Source organism: Providencia sp. PROV150 (assembly GCF_028481025.1).
Taxonomy (GTDB): Bacteria; Pseudomonadota; Gammaproteobacteria; order Enterobacterales; family Enterobacteriaceae; genus Providencia; species Providencia hangzhouensis.
In genome coordinates this window covers 121,972-142,879 of the sequence record NZ_JAMPPJ010000013.1, presented here as the reverse complement: position 1 = coordinate 142,879, position 20,908 = coordinate 121,972, and the positions used below count along the sequence as shown (strand labels likewise).

The window sequence follows — 20,908 nt, the reverse complement described above, 5'->3', positions numbered from 1 at the left end:
TGGGAAAAACCACGCTTTTATCCCGCTTTGTCAACAACCTTAAGAGCCGTTTTACCGGCTCTTTCATGTTTAATCTAATTTAGGGTGCTGATTGATTAAGGATTGGCGTTTTTTCTCAAGCTCAGCAATTTGTTGGTCAATATCTTCAACTTTCTGCTCAATATTGTCAAAGTGCTCGCTAAGAATTTCTTTTGCCTCAGCTTTATCTGATGCCGCAGGTGTTGCTCCACGCAATGGCTTATTCGCCGTTTCTGGCATCCTGATACCCGTATATAAGCCGATTAAAGCAATCACGATTAAGTAATAAGCTGGCATATATAAGTCAGTGGTTGATTCGACCAACCATGCCGCAACAGTCGGTGTCGCACCGGCAATTAATACTGAAATGTTAAAGGCAATAGCTAACGCACTGTAACGAATATGTGTCGGGAAAATCGCGGGTAAAATGGAAGCCATAACCCCTGTAAAACAGTTCAACAGCACCGCTAAAATTAATAAACCTAGGAAAATTAAGCCAACAGAACCACTGTTGATTAACATAAACGCAGGGTATGCCAATAAAATCAGCCCTACGCTACCGGTAATGACAAATGGGCGACGACCAATTTTATCACTGGTTAAACCGATAATCGGTTGAACAAATAACATACCAATCATAATTGCAATAATAATTAGCACACCATGGTCAGTAGAGTAATTCAGGTTGTGTGATAAGTAACTTGGCATGTAGGTCAGCAACATATAGTAAGTCACGTTGGTTGCGATAACCAAGCCAACACAAATCATCAAGCTTTTCCAATACTTAGTCGCCACTTCACGTACTGAGATTTTTGGTGGGTTTTGAATATTGGCTTTATCTTGCTTTTCTAACGATTCGACATGTTGTTGGAAAGCAGGGGTTTCTTCTAGTGAATGACGTAGATATAACCCGATGATCCCTAACGGTAATGCTAAGAAGAACGGAATTCTCCAGCCCCAATCATGGAAGTTAGCTTCCCCAACGATACTGGAAATTAGTACTACGACACCCGCACCTAAGACAAAACCGGCGATAGAGCCAAAGTCTAACCAACTTCCCATAAAGCCACGTTTACGGTCTGGTGAGTATTCAGCAACAAAGATTGCTGCACCAGAATATTCACCACCTACCGAGAAACCTTGAGCTAACTTAGCAATTAATAACAGAATGGGCGCCCAGATACCGATGCTTTCATATGATGGAATCAAACCAATACAGAAGGTACTGACTGCCATGATGATAATTGTCATCGAAAGGACTTTTTGACGGCCGTATTTGTCACCTAAAATACCAAAAACGACACCACCTAATGGCCTAACTAAGAAAGGCACGGAGAAAGTGGCTAATGCGGCAATCATCTGTACGCTCGGTGATGCGTCCGGAAAGAAAACCTGACCTAGAACATAGGCTAAGAAACCGTATACCCCAAAATCAAACCATTCCATCGCATTACCCAGCGAAGCCGCGGTAATTGCTTTTTTGAGTTTACCGTCATCAATAATAGTAATATCACTAATATTTAACGGTTTTTCTTTTTTCTTCTTGAATCTCATGAAACCATCCTCTTATTTTAATTTCAATAATCGAAACAACAGCACTTAAGATATGGGTTTTCATACATCGGAAAATATAAAACCTTATTATTTAGAATAGACGTTGTTTACGTAATAGATAAGTTTTTAGTGTTTTTATGTTGTGCTGAAATAACAGGCTAAAATAGGTATGTAATGGGTAGAATAATGAGAGTGTCTGTCTTTAAAATACAGCAAAAAAGTCACCTTGAGTTAAAAAATACAGTACTAATACTACATTAATATCGAACAAATGTAAAATGTAGGTGCTTTATACTGATTCATGCGCCTTATTGGGATTTTATATTGGTAATATAACGATTGAATTTAATACTTGAAAAAATAGAACTTTGGGGATCAATTAGGTGAATATAAATTGTTTTAAATCAATTTAGTATATGTTTTTTGGTGAGTTTTAGTCTGTCATAAATATATAAGGTTATTGATTTAATATGGTGGAAACAATGGTGTGACTGTGATGAATAATATATGCAGATAACTCCATCTTTTTATGATGTTCTTGTTTTGCTTAAGTTGTTAATAACTCGTCTATTTATTTATCTTGTTGCTATCCTCTTCTTTTGATAATAACGGTGGATTGTGCTGTTCTGTTTTATATTTAATTTGATGAGTAGGAATGAGGAATTTACTTAGTTACAATCAATCTATTATCGATATTGGGTTTGATATACGCGAGTATGACAAGATTCTACTTTGAATGTTGTTATGTTTCTAAAAGTACCTTTCATATTTTGAGCTGCAAGATATCAAGGGTATCACATCCGACTTAAAAGAGTGCCATTATGAAAAAACAGAGTGTTGCATCCTATATTGCAAAAGTACTTGATAATGCAGGTGTTAAACGTATTTGGGGCGTTACAGGAGACTCGTTGAATGGCTTAACCGACAGCTTGCGTCGTCAAGGCGCTATTGAGTGGCTAGGAACTCGCCATGAGGAAGTCGCTGCCTTTGCTGCGGGTTCAGAAGCTCAGCTAACTGGTAATTTAGCCGTATGTGCAGGCTCTTGTGGGCCGGGAAATATGCACCTTATTAATGGGCTGTATGATTGCCATCGTAATCGAGTGCCCGTTTTGGCAATCGCCGCTCATATTCCATCTAGCGAAATTGGTAGTAATTATTTCCAAGAAACCCATCCAACTGAATTATTCCGCGAGTGCAGCCATTATTGTGAAATGGTCTCTAATCCAGAGCAAATTCCACAAGTTCTTGGTATCGCTATGCGTAAAGCGATTCTAAATAAAGGGGTATCCGTGGTCGTGATTCCGGGTGATATTGCGCTAAAAGATGCGCCAGAGTCCGCGAAAGAAACATGGTATCAACCACAAGCCCCACTGATTATGCCTCAGCGAAGTGAAATCGAAAAACTCGCTGAATTGCTGAATCAGTCTAAGAATATCACGTTATTCTGTGGTAATGGCTGCGCAGGTGCCCATGATGAAGTGGTTAAACTAGCAGAAACACTAAAAGCACCGGTAGTACACGCGTTACGTGGTAAAGAACATATTGAATGGGATAACCCATACAGCGTTGGGATGACAGGCTTAATAGGTTTTTCATCAGGTTACCACGCAATGATGAATGCAGATACGGTTGTTTTGTTAGGGACACAATTTCCATACCGTCCTTTCTACCCAAGCGAAGCTAAAATCATTCAGGTTGATATTAATGCAGGTAGCTTGGGCTCCCACTGCCATATTGATATGGGGCTGATTGGTGATATCAAAGCAACATTAGATGCATTACAGCCACATTTAGAGGCTAAACAAGATACAAAACACCTTGATGGCGCTTTAAAACATTATGCAGAGGCTCGAAAAGGGTTAGATGACCTCGCTAAACCGGGTCATGAGGGGTTAATACATCCTCAGTATCTTGCAACAAAAATTAGTGAATTAGCTGCTGATGACGCGATTTTCACCTGTGACGTTGGAACCCCGACAGTATGGGCTGCGCGCTACTTGAAAATGAACGGTAAGCGCCGTTTAATTGGCTCTTTTAACCACGGGTCAATGGCGAATGCGATGCCACAAGCTATTGGTGCGCAGGCCGTTGATAAAAAACGTCAAGTGGTTGCAATGTGTGGCGACGGCGGTTTCAGTATGCTAATGGGGGACTTTATCTCTCTTTCTCAAATGCAATTACCGGTAAAAATCATCATTCATAACAATGGGGTGCTCGGTTTTGTTGCCATGGAAATGAAAGTGGCTGGTTTCTTAACAGCGGGAACGGATTTACATAACCCTAACTTTGCAGCGATTGCGAATGCTGCGGGTATCAAAGGGATCCGTGTTGAAAAAAGTGAAGATCTAGACGGTGCATTAAAAGAAGCTTTTGCCCATGATGGGCCAGTGGTAGTTGATGTCCTAACCGCCAAACAAGAGCTGTCTATGCCACCAGAAATTGCGGCACAAGAAGCGAAAGGCTTTAGCTTGTATATGTTAAAAGCGATTATGAGTGGTCGCGGTGATGAAGTCGTTCAATTAGTGAAAACGAACTGGTTACGTTAAATCATTATTGTGAATAGTAGGAAAGCCCATTTCAGGTTATTGAAGTGGGCTTTTTAAAACTATTCAATAACCTGCGGCTGACTGGCTACGCCACAAATGGGCGGCAACCAGTGCACGCCATGGGGAAAATTGTTCCAACCATTTTTCCGTTTCTTTGGCGGAGGGCTGTTCTAATTTCGCAAGTAATGTTTGCAAATTACGTCTTACCGCCACATCTCCATGTAAAGAGCCATCTAAATAGTTGAATCCTCTAAGTAAAGCATAGCTCACAGTCCAAGGTCCAATACCTTTGATTTGTAATAATTGTTCAGTTATTTGATTCGCATTGGAATGAGTCACGTGCTGTGATAAATCAATTTGTTGATTTTCGATGGCGTCACAAAGAGCTCTGAGGGCGATAATTTTTCCCTTTGAAAAACCCGTTTGGCGCAGTATTTCGTCATCAACTAACCTGACTTGTGGAACATCGGGAAAACACCAAATACCTGAAGCATGCTGAATCCCCACGGCTTGGATAAATCGCCGACGAATGGCGATAGCTGCATGGACACTAATTTGTTGCCCAATAATAGCCCAAACTAACGCTTCAAATGCACTAGCAGATTGATAAATCCGTAATCCTCTTTGTTTTTCAATGAGCTGTCCAAGTATTGGGGTTTCAAGGTAGCGTTTTTCGAACTCATCAATATTTTGTTTCAAACCAAGTACATGCTGTGCCAGCGTTAGTAAATCTTGCTCATTGATAATGATAGATGGAGAATCAATCGCTAATGAAATCGTTGTTTGTTGTTTTTTAAGTTCCAATGTCATTTTTGTTGCATGTTGTTGCCATATTATGCCTTTATGTAATGTATTTTCTTCTACTATTTCCGCGACATTGTGTTGATCTCTTAAATGAAAGGCAAAAAAATCACCATAAAGGTAATTGGTAGGGAGTGGTAACTGTGCGGTAAATATTTGCATAATGATGGCCTTGTCAGATTGTTCTTTATTAGCAATATAATTGTGAATTAGCGCATTTAGTTACTCATTTTTTGTTGAGTAGGTATGCTATCTTATACAGGGCTATTTATTTTGTATTGATATTATTTGTCTGTTTAATAAGGAAGTGTAAATGAAAACTGAAGGTCACAGTTCATCTCATGGCACTTCGGTACCATCACCACAACCAAGGCAGGAATTAAAAGGCATTGGTGGATGGCTTATTTTACCCATGTTAGGGATAATATTGTCCTTGATTATTTTGCCTTTTTCGATTTATGAGCAAAATGCTCAAGTGATTGAATATTGGATTGAATTAACAGACCCACAATCAAGTTCATTTATTCCATTATTTAAAGAGCTAATCTACTTTGAAGTTTTAGGTAACGTTATTTTATACGCCACCTTACTTTTCCTAAGTTATGTCTTTTTTACAAAGAAAAAACTCACAATTAAAATTTATATTTTTTTCCAGATCTTTTCTTTAGTTTTGACGGTTACGGATATTATACTCGCAAGTATTTTATTGGATTTAGAGGTTGAAGCCTCCGATATCAAAGATATTTTTCGGGCTCTAATTGCTTGTGCCATTTGGATACCGTATTTTTTAGTTTCAAGGCGTGTTAAAAATACTTTTGTAAATTAATAAATAAAATGCTGCGGTTTACTTATTGGGTAGGTAAATGATGATTAAATGCAAACGAGTTTATGACCCTGTTGACGATAATGATGGTTATCGCGTGCTTATCGATAGACTGTGGCCAAGAGGAATAAAAAAAACAGACTTACACCACGACTCTTGGAATAAAGACGTTGCACCTTCCAATGAGTTACGAAAATGGTTTCATCAGAACACAGATCAGTTTGCTCAATTTATCGAGCGATATCAGCAGGAACTTAATAACACAACAGCTTGGCAGGTATTGGTTTCACAAGCAAAACAAGGTGACTTAACACTGTTATACAGTGCTAAAAATACAGAACATAATCAAGCAATTGTACTCAAGACATTTCTTGAAGAAAAAATGCAAAGTAAATAGTAAATAAAGGTTATTTGAATGGATATTCAGCAATCAACCACGCAAACAGAGCCAGCAATAATATCACCAGAGGCTCAGCCGGTAGTTAAAAAGCCGTTACAGGGACTCAGTGGATGGTTAATTTTACCGGTTATTGGTCTGTTTTATATGTTGTACAAAACGGTCACGATGCTATTACAAGAAATTTCGCAAGTACAAACTGCATGGTCATTGGCAACTGAAGCGGATTCTGATTTTTATATTTCAGGCTTTGCGACAGGTTTTTACCTCTTGCAACTAGGTTATGGTGTTTTAATTGCTCTATTTCTTTGGACGTTTATCGCTGCGGTTAAATGGAAAAAACAGGCGAAGTGGCTGTTTATCACCACCATGGTACTGTTTACTTTAATGGTATTAGTTGCTCGTTTTGTGTTCCCATATATATTTGGTTTGGAAATTAACTACTCAAATATTATTACCGCTATAAATGGCAGCTTCTATTGTGTGTTATGGATCCCCTACTTTTTAGTTTCTCATCGTGTCAAAAATACGTTTATCCATTAAAGCAGATGGCCACACCTAATTTGGCAGTGGCCTAGTAGACAGTTATTTATCAGAAAGATTTAGCGTATGGGTTATATTGCAGTTTGCAATAAAGGCGTCATCGTGAGAAACCAGTAAGAGTGTTCCTTGGTAGTCCTGCAATAGCGCTTCAAGTAGTTGTTTTGAATCCAAGTCTAAATGGTTATCCGGTTCATCGAGTAATAAAATAGCGGGTGGGTTCGGGCTATGCGTGAGCGCCAGTAGTGTTGCTTTTAACTGCTCACCACCACTGAGCTGCTGTAGTGGCAGTAATGATTTATCTCCTCGTATTCGCAGCATACCTAATTGCGTGCGCCACTGCTCTACAGTAAACAACGGTTGGTATTGATGAAGTGCTTCAGCGACAGGTAATGTCTTATCGAGTAAGTTGAGGTGTTGGTCTAAATAGCAAAATTCACCGCTTAGGCGGCACTCTCCTGAAGATGATGGCAATAGGCCAGCAAGCACTTTAAGTAGTGTTGACTTACCACAGCCATTACGCCCTTGAATATGCCAATGTTCTCCACTGTATATGGTGAATGAAAGTGGTGATGAATAACCGTAGGGCAAACACAAGTTAGAAGCAAAAATTGTGACTTTATTACCTTCATTTTGATAGTTAATCGTCATTTTTTGTGGCTTGATATAGCGAGCTTTTTCTTGGTTTTCCTGTTGTTGGCTTTGCAGATTATCCATAACCCGTTGGTGCCGTTCTGCGACATTTGATTGCCTTTTCTCTGCACGGTTCTTTTGCATATCAAGTAGCAGTAAGGATTGCGACCCACCATAGCGAATTTTTTCCCCCTGTTTCTTGCGTTGAGCGGCTTTTTGTAATGTGGCCTGTTGCTGCTTTTTCTCTTGGTGAATACGTTTTTCTAAGCGCTCACTTTGTGCATCAATTGCGGCAATTTCCAAGTTTTTTTGGGTATCGTATAACGCATAATTTCCCCCATATTCGTGTAAGCCTTTTTCCGTTAATTCAAAAATAGCATCCATTTCGCCTAACAGAGTTCTGTTGTGAGAGATAACTAGGCAGCCAGCCCGATGCTCAGTAAGCTTTTGGCTGAGCCATTGCCGACTTTGCGTATCTAAATGGTTATCCGGCTCATCAAGTAGCAAAAAGTGATCTTGATGAAGAAATGCACGGCAAAGGGCTAGACGGGTACGTTCACCCCCACTTAAATGGGAGATAGGAGCTTCCATTGAGATAGCTAGCCCAGCAGAGTCCAATAAACTTTGCCATTGGGAAGGTAAATGCCATTTATCTTCCGTTAGTTCAAAATCTGCCAAAGAACCATTTCCTGCCTCAATGCGTGAAAATGCATGATAAAGTTCCTTGATGCCTAAGGCATCGACGAGTGTTTCGCCCGTTAGCCGAGTTAACTGCTCAACATAGATAAAGGGGAGGTTCCAATGTACATTCCCTTGTGTAGGGCGCAATTGGTTAGCAAGAATACGCATTAAAACCGATTTTCCTCTGCCATTATGGCCAATTAGAGCATTTTTTTGGCATGACAACGTCCCGCTTATCGGTGGAAAAAGGGCGGTTTGGTTAAATTCAATATTGAGCTGTGAAAAGTGACAAGCTATCGTCATATGCACCTCCAAAATAATGAGGACAGACAACGTCGTTGACTTATCAAGAAGTGTCGATGAAAGCGGTTGCCTGCCAGGAACAGAAAAATGAATACCAAAAGGGTATTAGAAAATATTTTCTGGCAGTGCTTAGTTCATCGTGAGGCGTACCTGCGAAGTTGGGTGAGAAGTAAGGTCGCGTACATTATAAACAGATGGAATTGATTTGTGCAAATTATCGTGATTGGGGTTTTTCTGAAAGTCGTACAAACTAAAAATAGAAAAAGCCAGTCAACAATTGCAACTGGCCTTTTCCATTAACAACGAGATTTTATAACAACGAGATTTTTACGATTATGCAGAGGTGTGCTCTGACAACCCATTTTTTGCTAACCACTGAGCAATGCGCTGTTTTTCTTCTTCATTCAGCCACATACCCAATTTAGTGCGACGCCAAATGGCATCATCCAATTCTGTTACCCACTCATGTTTGACTAAGTAACGTAATTCTGCTTCATAGACATTCGCAGAGAAGGCTTCACCGAGGTCGCTGAGTGAATTTGCACCTTCAAGGATTAACTTACTGTTGCTACCGTAGGTTCTGGCAAAGCGTAGCGCTAAACCTTCAGGAAGCCATTGATAATGTTGACGCAATACACGTGCATAACCATCACGGTCACAACCTTCGATATCACCACCTGGTAACTGACCATTTTTAGTCCATGGGCTACCTGCATTTGGATAGTAAGTCGCTAACTTATTAACAGCAGCTTCCGCTAATTTACGGTAAGTGGTTAATTTACCGCCAAATACAGATAACAATGGCGCTTGGCCTTGTTCATCGTGAATATCCAATGTGTAATCACGAGTAATGGCTTGTGGTGAGTCTGATTCATCGTCGCACAGTGGGCGAACACCTGAATAGTCCCAAACAATATCACTCACGGTTAACTGTTTTTTGAAGTGATCGTTATACACTTTCAGTAAATAGTTAACTTCGTTTTCATCAATTTTGACGTCTTTCGGGTCGCCTTTGTATTCTACGTCAGTGGTGCCGATGATAGAAAATTCATCCATCCACGGGATAACAAATACAATACGGTTATCTTCATTTTGTAAGATGTACGCTTGTGGTTCATCATGAGCACGCGGAACAACAATATGGCTCCCTTTGATTAGGCGAATACCATAAGGTGATTTTAATTTCAGCCCATCATCAAAGAACTCTTTTACCCAAGGCCCTGTGGCGTTAACCAGCCCTTTTGCTTTCCATGTATGGGTTTCGCCTGTACGTAAGTCCTGAGCCTCAACAACCCATAAGCCGTTTTCACGGTAAGCGCGAGTCACTTTTGTGCGAGTACGAACCTCACCACTCTTACGTACCACTTCTTGAGCGTTTAACACAACTAAACGCGCATCATCAACCCAACAATCGGAATATTCAAAACCTTTTGTTAGTTCAGGTTTTAGTACAGAGTTTTGGTTGAATTTCAGCCCCTTACTACTTGGTAAGCTGACACGTTTGCCTAAATGGTCATATAAGAATAGGCCAATACGGATCATCCAAGCTGGACGTAAATGAGGCTGATGAGGTAAGCGGAAGCGCATTGGGAAGGCAATATGCGGTGCTAATCGTAATAGCACTTCACGTTCTGCCAAAGCTTCGCTGACTAATCTAAATTCATAATGCTCTAAATAACGTAAGCCACCATGAATGAGTTTAGAACTCGCAGATGAAGTCGCACTTGCCAAGTCTTGAGCTTCGAGCAGTAATACCGATAATCCACGACCTGCAGCATCTGCTGCAATTCCAGCGCCGTTGATCCCGCCGCCGATGACAATCAAGTCTTTAGTTTCCATGCATCCCCCTGAGATGTTCGAAACACTTTCAATAATGTTCGTTTTCGCTCATTTGATTGTAGTCAAAATAGATAGTGATGCCAACTATTATTAATGAAAAAAATAACAACTGCGTGATATTGGTAACAATTTTTTTTCAATACCCACATATAAAGTATTGTTATTTACAAGAGGGAAAAGAGGGTTTCGCGCGAAAAAGAAAAAAACACCTGTAAGGTGGGGGACTATGGTGGGGAAGGGGACTAATGAACATGATGGTAGCTGGGACTACCATCATGAAGGTAACTATTTGATTAACAAAGCTCTAATTGAACATTATGTTGCTCAATCACTTTGAGAATGCTGTCTGGTGGCTGTTTATCAGTAAATAAATAGTCAATTAGGTTCATATTACCCAGATTAACCATCGCGTTACGACCAAATTTAGAATGGTCGGTGACAAGCATGACACAACGTGAATTTTCAATAATCGCGCGTTTGGTACGAACTTCGTGGTAATCGAACTCAAGTAATGAGCCATCCATATCAATACCACTGATACCCAAAATGCCGTAATCTAACCTAAATTGGGAAATAAAATCGAGGGTCGCTTCACCGACAATACCGCCATCTCGTGATCGTACTTCACCTCCCGCTAAAATTAGGCGGAAGTCTTCTTTTGGCATCAGCAAGGTGGCGACGTTAAGATTATTGGTCACCACACGTAGGTTTTTATGGTTAACCAGCGCATGAGCAACCGCTTCAGGGGTTGTACCAATATCAATAAATAGTGTCGCACCATCAGGGATCTGGCTTGCAACATGCTGCGCGATACGCGCTTTTTCATCTGACCACATGATTTTACGGTCATTATAAGCTGCATTCACAGAACTTGAAGGCAGTGCTGCGCCACCGTGGTGCCGCTGAATTTTATTCTGTTCAGCGAGGTCATTGAGGTCTCGACGGATCGTTTGAGGGCTAACCTCAAAGTGTTCGACGAGTTCTTCAGTACTGACATATCCCTGAAGACGCACAAGCTCAACTATTGCATCATGTCTCTGGGTTTGTTTCACAGCGTTAGCCTCTAATTATTAAAATGTTTTATCTGGAGCTCTGGTGTTTAAAACTGTGCCTATTATCCCATACTCCCATCAATAAGCCGATAATTAACCCTGAAGTATGTGCGGCATTGGCAATATGCATACCTAAAACATCGAAGTAACCGAAAAAAAGCCAGATAATCGAGAATATCATTAACCCTCGAGGAACACTGATGCCACTTTCGGGACGACGTTCACCCGTTAACCACACATAGCTGACAAGGGCATAGACGACACCAGATAAGCCGCCAAAGTTGTTTTCACTAAACAGCGACTGCCCCCAGTTACTAAACAGCGCTGAGACCAGTAAGATAGTGAATAATTTACCCGTTCCGAGCTTTCGTTCTACTTGCCCAGCCAAAAACCACCAGAGCGCAAGGTTGAAACCAATATGTGATAGCGAAAAGTGCACCAATGCAGGACTAAACCAACGCCAAAGTTCCGTTTGTTGGTCGCCAATAGGCCATGCCAAATAACGTAGAACTTCTCGTGCATCAGTCATTTCTACCCAAAGATATACAACAATCGACAACAAAATAACAGCGATAGTTAAAGGGCCAGATTGTTCTTTAAGGTAACCCCAAGTTAGGTAATTGCGATATTGAAACTGGGTATCTGCGCTTCCCGTGTGCCAACTGGCTTCTAGGTAGCGAGGGTGATTTGGGTCTTGTAGAAAAATATCTAATTCTTTTTGGACTTGAGGTTGAAGTTGCTCATCTTCTAGCCAAAGCTCAAAGACAGCTTGTTCCTGTGATGGCTTTATTTTTAAGTGAATATTTTTGCTAGCCATATAGTCAACAAAGGCTTGCGCCATTCTGGGATTAGCAAAGGAGGTGATGTGGATCATGAATGCGTTTTCTCATCTAGAGAGCCGTAACGGCTTGTGGATATTCCCTTAACCATGCTTCAAATCCACCATTGATGCTATATACAGATTCAAAGCCAATGTTGATCAGATATTGTGCAGCACCTTGGCTACTGTGCCCATGGTAGCACATCACCATAACAGGTTGTTCGTAATCCGTTTGTTCTAAAAATTGGCTCAGTGACTCATTGGTGAGGTGATAGGCTCCACTAGCATGGCCTGCACGGAAACTTTGTGGGTCTCGTACATCTACCAGTATGGCCGTGCCGTCTAACCAATGTTGATAGGCTTGTTCTGGTGTTAGTGTTTCAAAATGGTCCATAAAATACCGAATACAGTAGGTAACAACCCATTAAAGGTTAAATAATAGGCACTCGTAAAAACAGAGTGCCAAATATTCGTGGTATTGATTAGTAGAAAGAGTGCTCGCCACGTTGGTGTTCAGTCAGGTCTTTAACGCCTTTTAGCTCACCTTCAAACATTTTGAGAAGTTCTTTTTCGATACCTTCTTTAAGCGTGACATCGACCATTGAACAACCGTTACAGCCGCCACCAAATTGCAGAATTGCAAAGCCTTCATCGGTGATTTCCATCAGGGAAACACGGCCACCGTGGCTGGCAAGTTGTGGGTTAATTTGTGACTGTAAAACATACTCAACACGCTCAATTAATGGTGCGTCATCAGAGACTTTACGCATTTTGGCGTTCGGCGCTTTTAACGTCAGTTGTGAGCCTAGTTGGTCGGTAACGAAGTCAATCTCGGCATCATCCAAGAATGGAGCGCTAATTTCATCAACATAAGCAGATAATTTCTCGAACTTTAGTTCTTTATCTGTTGCTTCAACGGCACCCGGAGGGCAGTATGACACACCGCATTCTGCGGTTGGTGTGCCTGGGTTGATAACAAAAACACGGATTTGAGTTCCTGGCTCTTGATTTTCCAACAACTTGGCAAAATGAGCCTGTGCTGCTTCAGTAATATTAATCATAATCATTTGCTCAATAATAGTTGACTGCTTTAGTTGGTTATAATACGCCCATTTACCCCTTTCCTACAAGGTGCGACACAGTGACCATGCATCAACAGTACGTGCTCCCGCACAAATCAACAATTGTGCTGCGGCATTCATCGTGGAACCTGTTGTAATAACATCATCAATAACAGCAACATGTAGGTTTGAAACCGAGTCGTTTAAGGTAAATGCTCCCTTTAGGTTGTTTTGGCGATACTCACGTTTTAGTGTTGTCTGTGCCAGTGTAGCACGACTACGCGATAATGAATTTTGCGAATAGGGGATATTTAACCATCTGGATAAATTTTCGCCTATTAATGCCATGTGGTCAAATCCTCTCCACCACAGACGGCGGCGATGCAATGGAATTGTGACAATTAAGTCCGGTTTGTGCCATTTTTGTTGGCGGTAACCCGTGAGCCAAAATAACGCAAAGATACGAGCTAGAGTAAAAGCAAGCTGAGGTTGTTTTTGAAATTTAAACCGATGGATTAACATGCGTAAAGCGGCTTGGTATGGGGTTACAGTGATAATTCTCTGCCATGCAGGAGGGTTTTTTAGGCAGCGTCCACACTCCATGGTAGGCTGTTCACAGGGTAAAGCACAGCGCAAACAGCAGGTTGGCATTTTAGGTAATCCTTCAAGACAAAAACTACAAACACCTTGATGAGGTAATTTTAGTGATTGATGGCATAGCCAGCAGCCCCCCTCCATTGTTAGCATAGTAGAGTCCTGTTAAACGAGTTGACGAATAAATGAATGAAGAGAGTGTAACGATGGCAAAGTTATATTGGCAGACCGTTGGTGAAGGTAAACAAGATCTTGTGTTGCTGCACGGATGGGGATTGAATGCACAAGTCTGGCAAACAATTATTCCGCGAATCGCTTCGCACTTTCGGGTTCATTTGGTTGACTTGCCGGGGTACGGACGTAGCCAAGGGTTCTCCCCCATGAATATTCAATCGATGGCGAATATTTTGTGGGAGCAAGCCCCTAAAAACGCGATTTGGCTCGGTTGGTCACTTGGTGGGCTAGTTGCAAGCCGTATTGCGCTTGACCATCCTTATGAAGTCAAAGGGTTAATTACCGTTGCTTCTTCCCCATGCTTTAAAGCAGAAGAAAACGGTTGGGCAGGGATCCGGCCAGAGGTTTTATTAGGTTTCGAGCAGCAACTTTCGGCTGATTTTCATCGCACCGTCGAGCGTTTTTTAGCATTGCAAACTTTAGGCACTGAAAGTGCAAGAAATGATGCAAAAACTTTGAAATCTGTGGTACTTGAGCAGCCTATTCCAACTGTTGAAACACTAAATGCAGGGCTTGAATCATTACGTACCGAAGATTTGCGGGATGAATTAAAACAGTTACCTATTCCTTTCTTGCGCATTTATGGTTATCTCGATGGCTTGGTACCGCGCAAAATAGTGCCTATTTTAGATGAGCTGTATCCGAATTCGCCATCCGTGATTATGCGCAATAGCGCTCACGCGCCATTTATTTCTCATCCTGATGAGTTCTGCGAATACTTGTTGGATTTTCAAAGTCGTACCGAGGAATAAATAAAAAAAATCAGCCTAATTTGGGGCTGATTTTTTGTGGTGTCTCTATTATTTGATTTTATACACAAAATGAGCGCAATCAGTGCTTTCAGGGCAACCTTTACAGCTACTGCCTGTTAAACAAGCACTGATATCGACTTGTTCAATTTTTTCTAAACTTACTAGCTTCTCAACCATTGCTTTAATTAATGGGATTGGCGTATTTAGCTGCTCACTAAGTAGTGCGATGTCAGCTTGCCCATATAAGGCGATTAAATCTCTTATTTGTAGCAAGCTGGTCATCGTTTCATTCCTTAGTGGCAAGCATCTCTTGAACAGCCAGAGCATTGCTCTGCGGTTTTGCTCTTGATATTCAAGGTTACGCGGCTACGCATGCGACGTAAGAATATAAACAAGGCAAGGTTGAACAGGATAACCGCAGTAATGGTAATCAAGCTACTTTGTGGGTGTTCGCTGAAAGTCGCTGTTTGGTAAAATAGAGCTGCAAGACTATAAGCCACATTTAAACCCCACAGAATGGAGAAACTCATCCAGCTTTTATTGGTTTCACGTGCGATAGCCCCCATCACCGAGACGCAAGGCACATACAGCAAGACGAAGATGAGGTAGCTGTAAGCTGCAATTCCTGAACCAAATTTTGCTGCCATGGTTCCCATTGAGCCGGATTCCATCTCTCCATCGCCTTTACTAGCTTCGATAGGGTTTGATAGCGCGCTTAAGGTAAAGGTTTCTTTTAAGCTATCCCAAGTTTCAGAAACCGCATCTCCCAGTTCTTCCCATAAATTGAAAGATTCTGCATCAAACGGCTCAGATGTAATGGCTTCAGCGGTATACAGGGTGTTTAGTGTTCCCACTACCACCTCTTTGGCCATTGCCCCGGTAATCAACCCAACGGTCGCTTGCCAGTTATCAGCATGCACGCCAATAGGTTGTAAAGCAGGGGTTATGACTTTACTGACAGAAGCCAGTGCGGAGTCATTAATATTATCAACAGGCTTACCAGAGAAAGAAAAGCTATTTAATGCACCAATAAAGATACTGGCAACGATAATGACTTTACCTGCACGTACCACGAAGCCTTTGAGGCGTTGCCATGTTTGAATCAGTAGTGTTTTGATGTGTGGCACATGGTAAACCGGAAGTTCCATGATAAATGGAGAGGCTTCGCCACGCATGAGGGTATGTTTTAGTAGTAACCCAGTTAAGATAGCGACAACAATCCCTAAAATATAGAGAGAAAAGACCACACTTGCCCCATTTTTACCAAAGAAAGCGGCAGCAAAAACGGCGAAAATGGCCAGTCTTGCCCCACAAGACATAAACGGAGCCATTAATACAGTAATTAGTCTTTCACGGGGTGCGTCTAACGTGCGGGCACCCATAATGGATGGTACGTTACAACCAAAACCGACAATCAAAGGTACGAAGGATTTACCCGGTAAACCTAGTGCTTGCATGAGGCGGTCCATTACGAAAGCCGCTCGCGCCATATAGCCCGAGTCTTCCAGTATTGAAAGGAACAGGTACATCATCCCGATTTGTGGCACTAACGGTAAAACCGTGTTAATACCGCCACCAACACCTTGAGCAAGGAAAATAGTTAGCCAATCAGGGAAGCTGAAATAATCTCCTAACCATTGAATTCCATGGATAAATATCGCTTCTGATGCGCCTTCAAAGAAGGGTTGTAAGGCGCCGCCAATGTTGATGGCTAAGACGAACATCAAATACATCACAAACAAGAAAATTGGTACGCCGAGCCAACGGCTCAGAATAAATTTATCCAGTGATTGTGTTAGTCGATTTGGTTCAGCGGCACTATTGTTAATCGCAGCATTGCAAATTGTGGCAATAGATTGATAACGTGCGTCGGCAATGAGTAATTCAGGTTCTTCGTTTAAGCTTTCTTTCAGTGTTTGGCGTATCGCCAGTAATTGCCCTTCAGATACTTCAGCGCGTTGGCGACTATAAATATCCCCTTCGAGGATCTGTAATGCTAACCAGCGGCGTTGCTGGTGGCTAAATTGTTGTGCTGAAATTTGTTCAGATAATGAATCCACTGCCTGTAATAATTGGGGTGGATATTCCACAAGGGCTTGCTGGCTATTTTGTGGATGTGTATCAATGGCTTTTTTCAGTTTATCGATACCAGTTGCTCGAGTTGAAACCATTGGGATCACAGGGCAGCCGAGCTGTTTTTCTAATTCAGCGATATTAATATCAATATGTTGGCTTTGAGCGATATCCAACATATTCAAGGCGACAATACATGGAACGCCTAACTCGACTAATTGTAATGTCAGATAAAGGTTACGTTCTAAATTAGACGCATCGACAACATTAATGAGCATGTCTGCCTCACCACTTAAAATAAAGTAGCAGGCGATTTGTTCGTCGAGAGAGGTTTGTTCAGAAATCGTGGTCAGAGAATAGGTGCCAGGTAGGTCAACGAGCTCGATTTTATGGTCATCTGTATGGAAGCGACCGACTTTTCGTTCAACAGTGACCCCAGCCCAGTTACCGACACGCTGTCTTGACCCTGTGAGCTGGTTGAATAAGGTCGTTTTGCCTGCATTGGGGTTACCAATTAAGCCGATGGTTAAACGTTTCATAGTGTTTGCCAATAATAAAAAAGAAATACTTAAGCGGTGGTCGCTTCATCTAGGTTGAGTAGGGCGAGATCCTTTTTGCGTAGCACTAAGCTGACACGATGAGTTTCTATTTGTACAGGATCGCCAAAAGGCGCTAAACGCACCACTTTAAAGACAGAACCCGGAAGTAAACCGAGTGAAAGCAGTTTTTGTCGGTATGCAGGACTGATTTCTGGGGAGAAACCAAGTATTTTGTAGCTGCATTGAGGAAGTATTGCCATAGTGTCTTCCTAATCATTTAATTCATAATGATATCGATGACAATTGTTAATGATTACAATTGCTCAGGTAACGAGGCCACCAAACAACAATAAATCTAATTAACAATGAGAATCATAATCATCCACCTTTTATTATATTTAGCCTCTTTTTTCGTCAATTTGACTTGATATGGATCAACGAAGCATTGAGTTTGCGGTGTTTCGTTAGCAAAAATAATGGTGGGGTAAACGGGGGGAGAGGGTTTAATTATGCCTAATATATTGGCTGGGGTAATTAATTACAGCATTATTTATTGAAATAGGCACCACAACAGGTACATTGCGATGCCTATTAACAGAGTTAACGTTTCTTGCCAAATGCAGCAGCAAGGGCATCACTCATGGCACTATTACCCGAAGATGCGTTGTTTTGGCGTGAACTTCCTCTTGATTGAGGTGTTTTACGCGTATTTTTTTCCTGTTCAGGGGCGGCACGGCGAGGAGAACTATTAGAATCCCCCGCTTGCTCATCTAAACGCATCGTTAAAGCGATACGTTTGCGTGCAATATCAACATCTAACACTTTTACTTTAACAATGTCGCCCGCTTTTACCACCTTGTGTGGGTCTTCGACATAACTATTTGAAAGTGAAGAAATATGAACTAAACCGTCTTGGTGAACACCAATATCCACAAAAGCACCGAAGTTGGTCACATTAGTGACTGCGCCTTCTAATATCATGCCAGAAGTCAGGTCATTCATCGTTTCTACACCTTCTGCGAAGGTGGCAGTTTTAAACTCAGGACGTGGGTCGCGACCCGGTTTTTCCAGTTCTTTAATGATATCAGTGACAGTTGGAACCCCGAATTGCTCAGTAGTAAAGTCACGTGGGCTCAAGGCATTAAGCACCTGTGAGTTACCCATAATTTCTTTGAGCGGCTGGCGGACAGACTCAAGAATTTTTTCAACAATCGGGTAAGCTTCAGGGTGAACAGTAGAAGCATCTAACGGGTTTTCACCATTGGTGATACGTAAGAAGCCCGCACATTGTTCAAAGGCTTTTGGCCCAAGGCGTGCAACTTTGAGTAACTGTTTTCTATCACTAAACTGGCCATTCTGGTCGCGCCAGTCCACCACGTTTTGCGCAATCATTTTGCTTAAACCGGCAACGCGAGTCAGTAAGGCAACAGAAGCGGTATTCAAATCAACACCAACGGAGTTTACACAGTCCTCGACGACCGCATCGAGTTTACGCGCTAACTGGGTTTGGCTAACATCATGCTGATATTGGCCAACCCCAATGGATTTAGGGTCAATTTTCACTAATTCAGCAAGCGGGTCTTGTAGGCGACGAGCAATAGATACGGCACCACGTAAAGACACATCTAAGCTAGGAAACTCCAAAGCCGCAAGTTCAGAAGCGGAATAAACAGAAGCGCCAGCTTCGCTGACAATGACTTTCTGTGCAGTGACTTCAGGGTATTGTTTTTGTACTTCAGCAAAGAAACGTTCCGTTTCACGAGAAGCGGTGCCGTTACCAATCGCCACTAATTCGACGTTATGTTTTTGGCAAAGTGCCGCAACGATGGTTGCCGCTTTTGCGGCTTGTCCGGTATGCGGATAAATCGTATCCGTCGCAATTAATTTACCTGTCGCATCCACGACAGCGACTTTCACCCCAGTACGTAAACCTGGATCTAAGCCCATGGTGGCACGCATTCCCGCTGGTGCCGCCATCAGTAAGTCACTAAGGTTACGAGCAAACACGTTAATAGCTTCCTCTTCAGCTTTTTCGCGCAGTGAGCTCATGACCTCTGTTTCTAAGTGCAGTAATACTTTGACACGCCATGTCCAGCTGATCACGGCTTTACGCCATTGGTCAGCCGGAGCATTATTTAAACGAATATCTAAATGGCGGGTGATAATTTCTTCGCAGTAACTTTCTTTTGGCGGTTCATCGAACTGTGGATCACAGTTTAATGAAAGTTGTAAAATTCCTTCGTTACGACCACGGAACATCGCAAGAGCTCGGTGAGAAGGGACTTGAGCAACAGGCTCGTGATGTTCAAAATAGTCACTAAATTTTACCCCTTCTTCTTGCTTACCTTCTGCAACAACAGAAACAAGGTGGGCATTTTTCCAAATATAGTCACGAACTTTCGCTAAAAGTGCCGCATCTTCGGCGAAACGCTCCATAAGGATATAACGAGCACCATCTAAGGCGGCTTTGACATCAGCAACACCTTTATCTGCATCGATATACGTTTTTGCAAGTTCGTCAGGTGATTGGCTAGGGTCATTCCATAAGGTGTCCGCTAAAGGCTCAAGCCCTGCTTCGATAGCAATTTGCCCACGGGTGCGACGTTTCGGTTTATAAGGAAGATACAGGTCTTCAAGTTCGGTTTTATTAAGCGTAGTGTCGATAGCGGAGGCAAGCTCTGGAGTCAATTTCCCTTGCTCTTCTATCGATTTGAGAATGGTTTGTTTACGGTCATTTAATTCGCGCAAGTACCCTAAACGGCTTTCTAGCTGGCGAAGCTGAGTATCGTCCAACCCACCGGTAACCTCTTTACGGTAACGTGCAATAAACGGGACAGTATTCCCTTCATCTAATAGTGTGATGGCAGAAAAAACCTGTTTCGGCTGGGCTTGCAGTTCCGCTGCAATAATTTGGCTTAGAGTTTCATTCATGTCGAGTTTAAATACCTACTGAAAGAACAGTTAAAAAATTTACTGCACTGTTATACTTGGTGGTAACGAGAATTTCCAGACTGAATTTGAGCCTATTGGTAGGAAAGTCTCAGATTATGTTCTATAAAATACTATAATTATGGTTTCACTGATTAATATTCAAAGGTTATGACTAAAAGTCTTTTAATTACACGTGAAGGTTGGGATGCATTAGATAAAGAGCTGAAATACCTGTGGAAGGAAGAACGTCCTCGGGTTACTCAATCTGTTTCAGAGGCCGCAGCTCAAGGGGATCGCTCAGAAAATGCAGAATATATTTACGGCAAAAAAAGGTTGCGCGAAATTGATAGACGCATCCGTTTCTTATCCAAAAGATTGGATCAATTAAGGATTATCGAGCCTGATCCTCGCCAAGAAGGCCGTGTGTTTTTTGGAGCATGGGTTAAACTAGAAGATGAAAATGAAAATATCAGAATATTCCGTATCGTCGGTGCTGATGAATTCAACCCTACAAAACAATGGATTTCAATTGATTCTCCCGTAGCACGAGCCTTGATAGGTAAACAGGTTGATGATGAAATAACAGTAAATACGCCAGGAGGGCAGGTGACTTATTTTGTGTTAGAAATAAGCTACCAGCCACTAACCACCTGAAGTGTAAAATGATTCATTAAATCCTACGTTAGTGGTAAATTAGTGAGCATTAATATTGTTTTA

Annotated in this window: 19 protein-coding genes; 6 read left to right on the top strand and 13 right to left on the bottom strand. The window is 41.8% G+C overall.

Annotated elements, in window-relative coordinates; all coding sequences use genetic code 11:
• Positions 1–69: 69 nt before the first annotated feature.
• Entirely contained in the window at positions 70–1,572 is a 1,503-nt protein-coding gene (gene proP / locus PSE83_RS11340; protein WP_004262894.1) for a glycine betaine/L-proline transporter ProP, read from the bottom strand.
• Between the two features lie 821 nt (positions 1,573–2,393).
• Between proP and poxB the strand changes: the two genes are divergently transcribed.
• Entirely contained in the window at positions 2,394–4,118 is a 1,725-nt protein-coding gene (gene poxB / locus PSE83_RS11335) for a ubiquinone-dependent pyruvate dehydrogenase (RefSeq protein WP_004262892.1), read from the top strand.
• A gap of 63 nt (positions 4,119–4,181) precedes the next feature.
• Here poxB and PSE83_RS11330 read toward each other — a convergent pair whose 3' ends face one another.
• A complete protein-coding gene (locus PSE83_RS11330) occupies positions 4,182–5,081 on the bottom strand; it encodes a DNA-3-methyladenine glycosylase family protein (RefSeq protein ID WP_004262891.1) in 900 nt (299 codons plus the stop codon).
• 151 nt (positions 5,082–5,232) lie between these two features.
• Between PSE83_RS11330 and PSE83_RS11325 the strand changes: the two genes are divergently transcribed.
• The 3 genes from PSE83_RS11325 to PSE83_RS11315 are packed head-to-tail and all read left to right on the top strand — an operon-like array spanning position 5,233 to position 6,682.
• On the top strand, positions 5,233–5,745 hold the full coding sequence (locus PSE83_RS11325; RefSeq protein ID WP_004262890.1) for a DUF2569 domain-containing protein: 513 nt from the start codon (positions 5,233–5,235) through the stop codon (positions 5,743–5,745).
• 40 nt (positions 5,746–5,785) lie between these two features.
• A complete protein-coding gene (locus PSE83_RS11320) occupies positions 5,786–6,139 on the top strand; it encodes a DUF488 domain-containing protein (protein WP_136134158.1) in 354 nt (117 codons plus the stop codon).
• Positions 6,140–6,157: 18 nt separating this feature from the next.
• Entirely contained in the window at positions 6,158–6,682 is a 525-nt protein-coding gene (locus tag PSE83_RS11315) for a DUF2569 family protein (protein ID WP_004262888.1), read from the top strand.
• 42 nt (positions 6,683–6,724) lie between these two features.
• Here PSE83_RS11315 and PSE83_RS11310 read toward each other — a convergent pair whose 3' ends face one another.
• The 7 genes from PSE83_RS11310 to PSE83_RS11280 all read right to left on the bottom strand — a co-directional run bounded on the left by PSE83_RS11310 (position 6,725) and on the right by PSE83_RS11280 (position 13,815).
• A complete protein-coding gene (locus tag PSE83_RS11310; RefSeq protein WP_164564303.1) occupies positions 6,725–8,296 on the bottom strand; it encodes an ATP-binding cassette domain-containing protein in 1,572 nt (523 codons plus the stop codon).
• 333 nt (positions 8,297–8,629) lie between these two features.
• Complete coding sequence (gene glpD, locus PSE83_RS11305) at positions 8,630–10,135, bottom strand: glycerol-3-phosphate dehydrogenase (RefSeq protein ID WP_272660854.1); 1,506 nt, start codon at positions 10,133–10,135, stop codon at positions 8,630–8,632.
• A 293-nt stretch (positions 10,136–10,428) separates the two neighbouring features.
• Positions 10,429–11,187: a DeoR/GlpR family transcriptional regulator gene (locus PSE83_RS11300; RefSeq protein ID WP_004262881.1), complete on the bottom strand. Its 759-nt coding sequence runs from the start codon at positions 11,185–11,187 to the stop codon at positions 10,429–10,431.
• A 28-nt stretch (positions 11,188–11,215) separates the two neighbouring features.
• Positions 11,216–12,061 (bottom strand): rhomboid family intramembrane serine protease GlpG, encoded by an 846-nt coding sequence (gene glpG, locus PSE83_RS11295; protein ID WP_036958607.1) that lies wholly within the window; start codon positions 12,059–12,061, stop codon positions 11,216–11,218.
• A gap of 16 nt (positions 12,062–12,077) precedes the next feature.
• Positions 12,078–12,401: a thiosulfate sulfurtransferase GlpE gene (glpE, locus tag PSE83_RS11290; protein ID WP_004262879.1), complete on the bottom strand. Its 324-nt coding sequence runs from the start codon at positions 12,399–12,401 to the stop codon at positions 12,078–12,080.
• A gap of 88 nt (positions 12,402–12,489) precedes the next feature.
• Positions 12,490–13,068 (bottom strand): Fe-S biogenesis protein NfuA, encoded by a 579-nt coding sequence (nfuA, locus tag PSE83_RS11285; RefSeq protein ID WP_004266130.1) that lies wholly within the window; start codon positions 13,066–13,068, stop codon positions 12,490–12,492.
• A gap of 63 nt (positions 13,069–13,131) precedes the next feature.
• Positions 13,132–13,815, bottom strand: a complete 684-nt coding sequence (locus PSE83_RS11280) for a hypothetical protein (RefSeq protein ID WP_036958606.1) — start codon at positions 13,813–13,815, stop codon at positions 13,132–13,134.
• 53 nt (positions 13,816–13,868) lie between these two features.
• On the opposite strand from PSE83_RS11280, the gene bioH reads away from it, so the two are divergent.
• The gene (bioH, locus tag PSE83_RS11275) at positions 13,869–14,648 is read left to right on the top strand and encodes a pimeloyl-ACP methyl ester esterase BioH (RefSeq protein ID WP_036958605.1); all 780 of its coding nucleotides are present in this window, start codon (positions 13,869–13,871) and stop codon (positions 14,646–14,648) included.
• Positions 14,649–14,696: 48 nt separating this feature from the next.
• Here the strand turns inward: bioH and PSE83_RS11270 are convergent, their stop codons facing one another.
• The 4 genes from PSE83_RS11270 to PSE83_RS11255 all read right to left on the bottom strand — a co-directional run bounded on the left by PSE83_RS11270 (position 14,697) and on the right by PSE83_RS11255 (position 20,191).
• Complete coding sequence (locus PSE83_RS11270) at positions 14,697–14,930, bottom strand: FeoC-like transcriptional regulator (protein WP_004262872.1); 234 nt, start codon at positions 14,928–14,930, stop codon at positions 14,697–14,699.
• 11 nt (positions 14,931–14,941) lie between these two features.
• Complete coding sequence (feoB, locus tag PSE83_RS11265) at positions 14,942–17,260, bottom strand: Fe(2+) transporter permease subunit FeoB (RefSeq protein ID WP_004262869.1); 2,319 nt, start codon at positions 17,258–17,260, stop codon at positions 14,942–14,944.
• Between the two features lie 29 nt (positions 17,261–17,289).
• The gene (gene feoA / locus PSE83_RS11260; protein ID WP_004262866.1) at positions 17,290–17,520 is read right to left on the bottom strand and encodes a ferrous iron transporter A; all 231 of its coding nucleotides are present in this window, start codon (positions 17,518–17,520) and stop codon (positions 17,290–17,292) included.
• Between the two features lie 340 nt (positions 17,521–17,860).
• Positions 17,861–20,191: a Tex family protein gene (locus PSE83_RS11255; RefSeq protein ID WP_004262863.1), complete on the bottom strand. Its 2,331-nt coding sequence runs from the start codon at positions 20,189–20,191 to the stop codon at positions 17,861–17,863.
• A gap of 168 nt (positions 20,192–20,359) precedes the next feature.
• On the opposite strand from PSE83_RS11255, the gene greB reads away from it, so the two are divergent.
• Positions 20,360–20,845, top strand: a complete 486-nt coding sequence (greB, locus tag PSE83_RS11250) for a transcription elongation factor GreB (protein WP_004262861.1) — start codon at positions 20,360–20,362, stop codon at positions 20,843–20,845.
• The last annotated feature ends 63 nt before the right edge of the window (positions 20,846–20,908 follow it).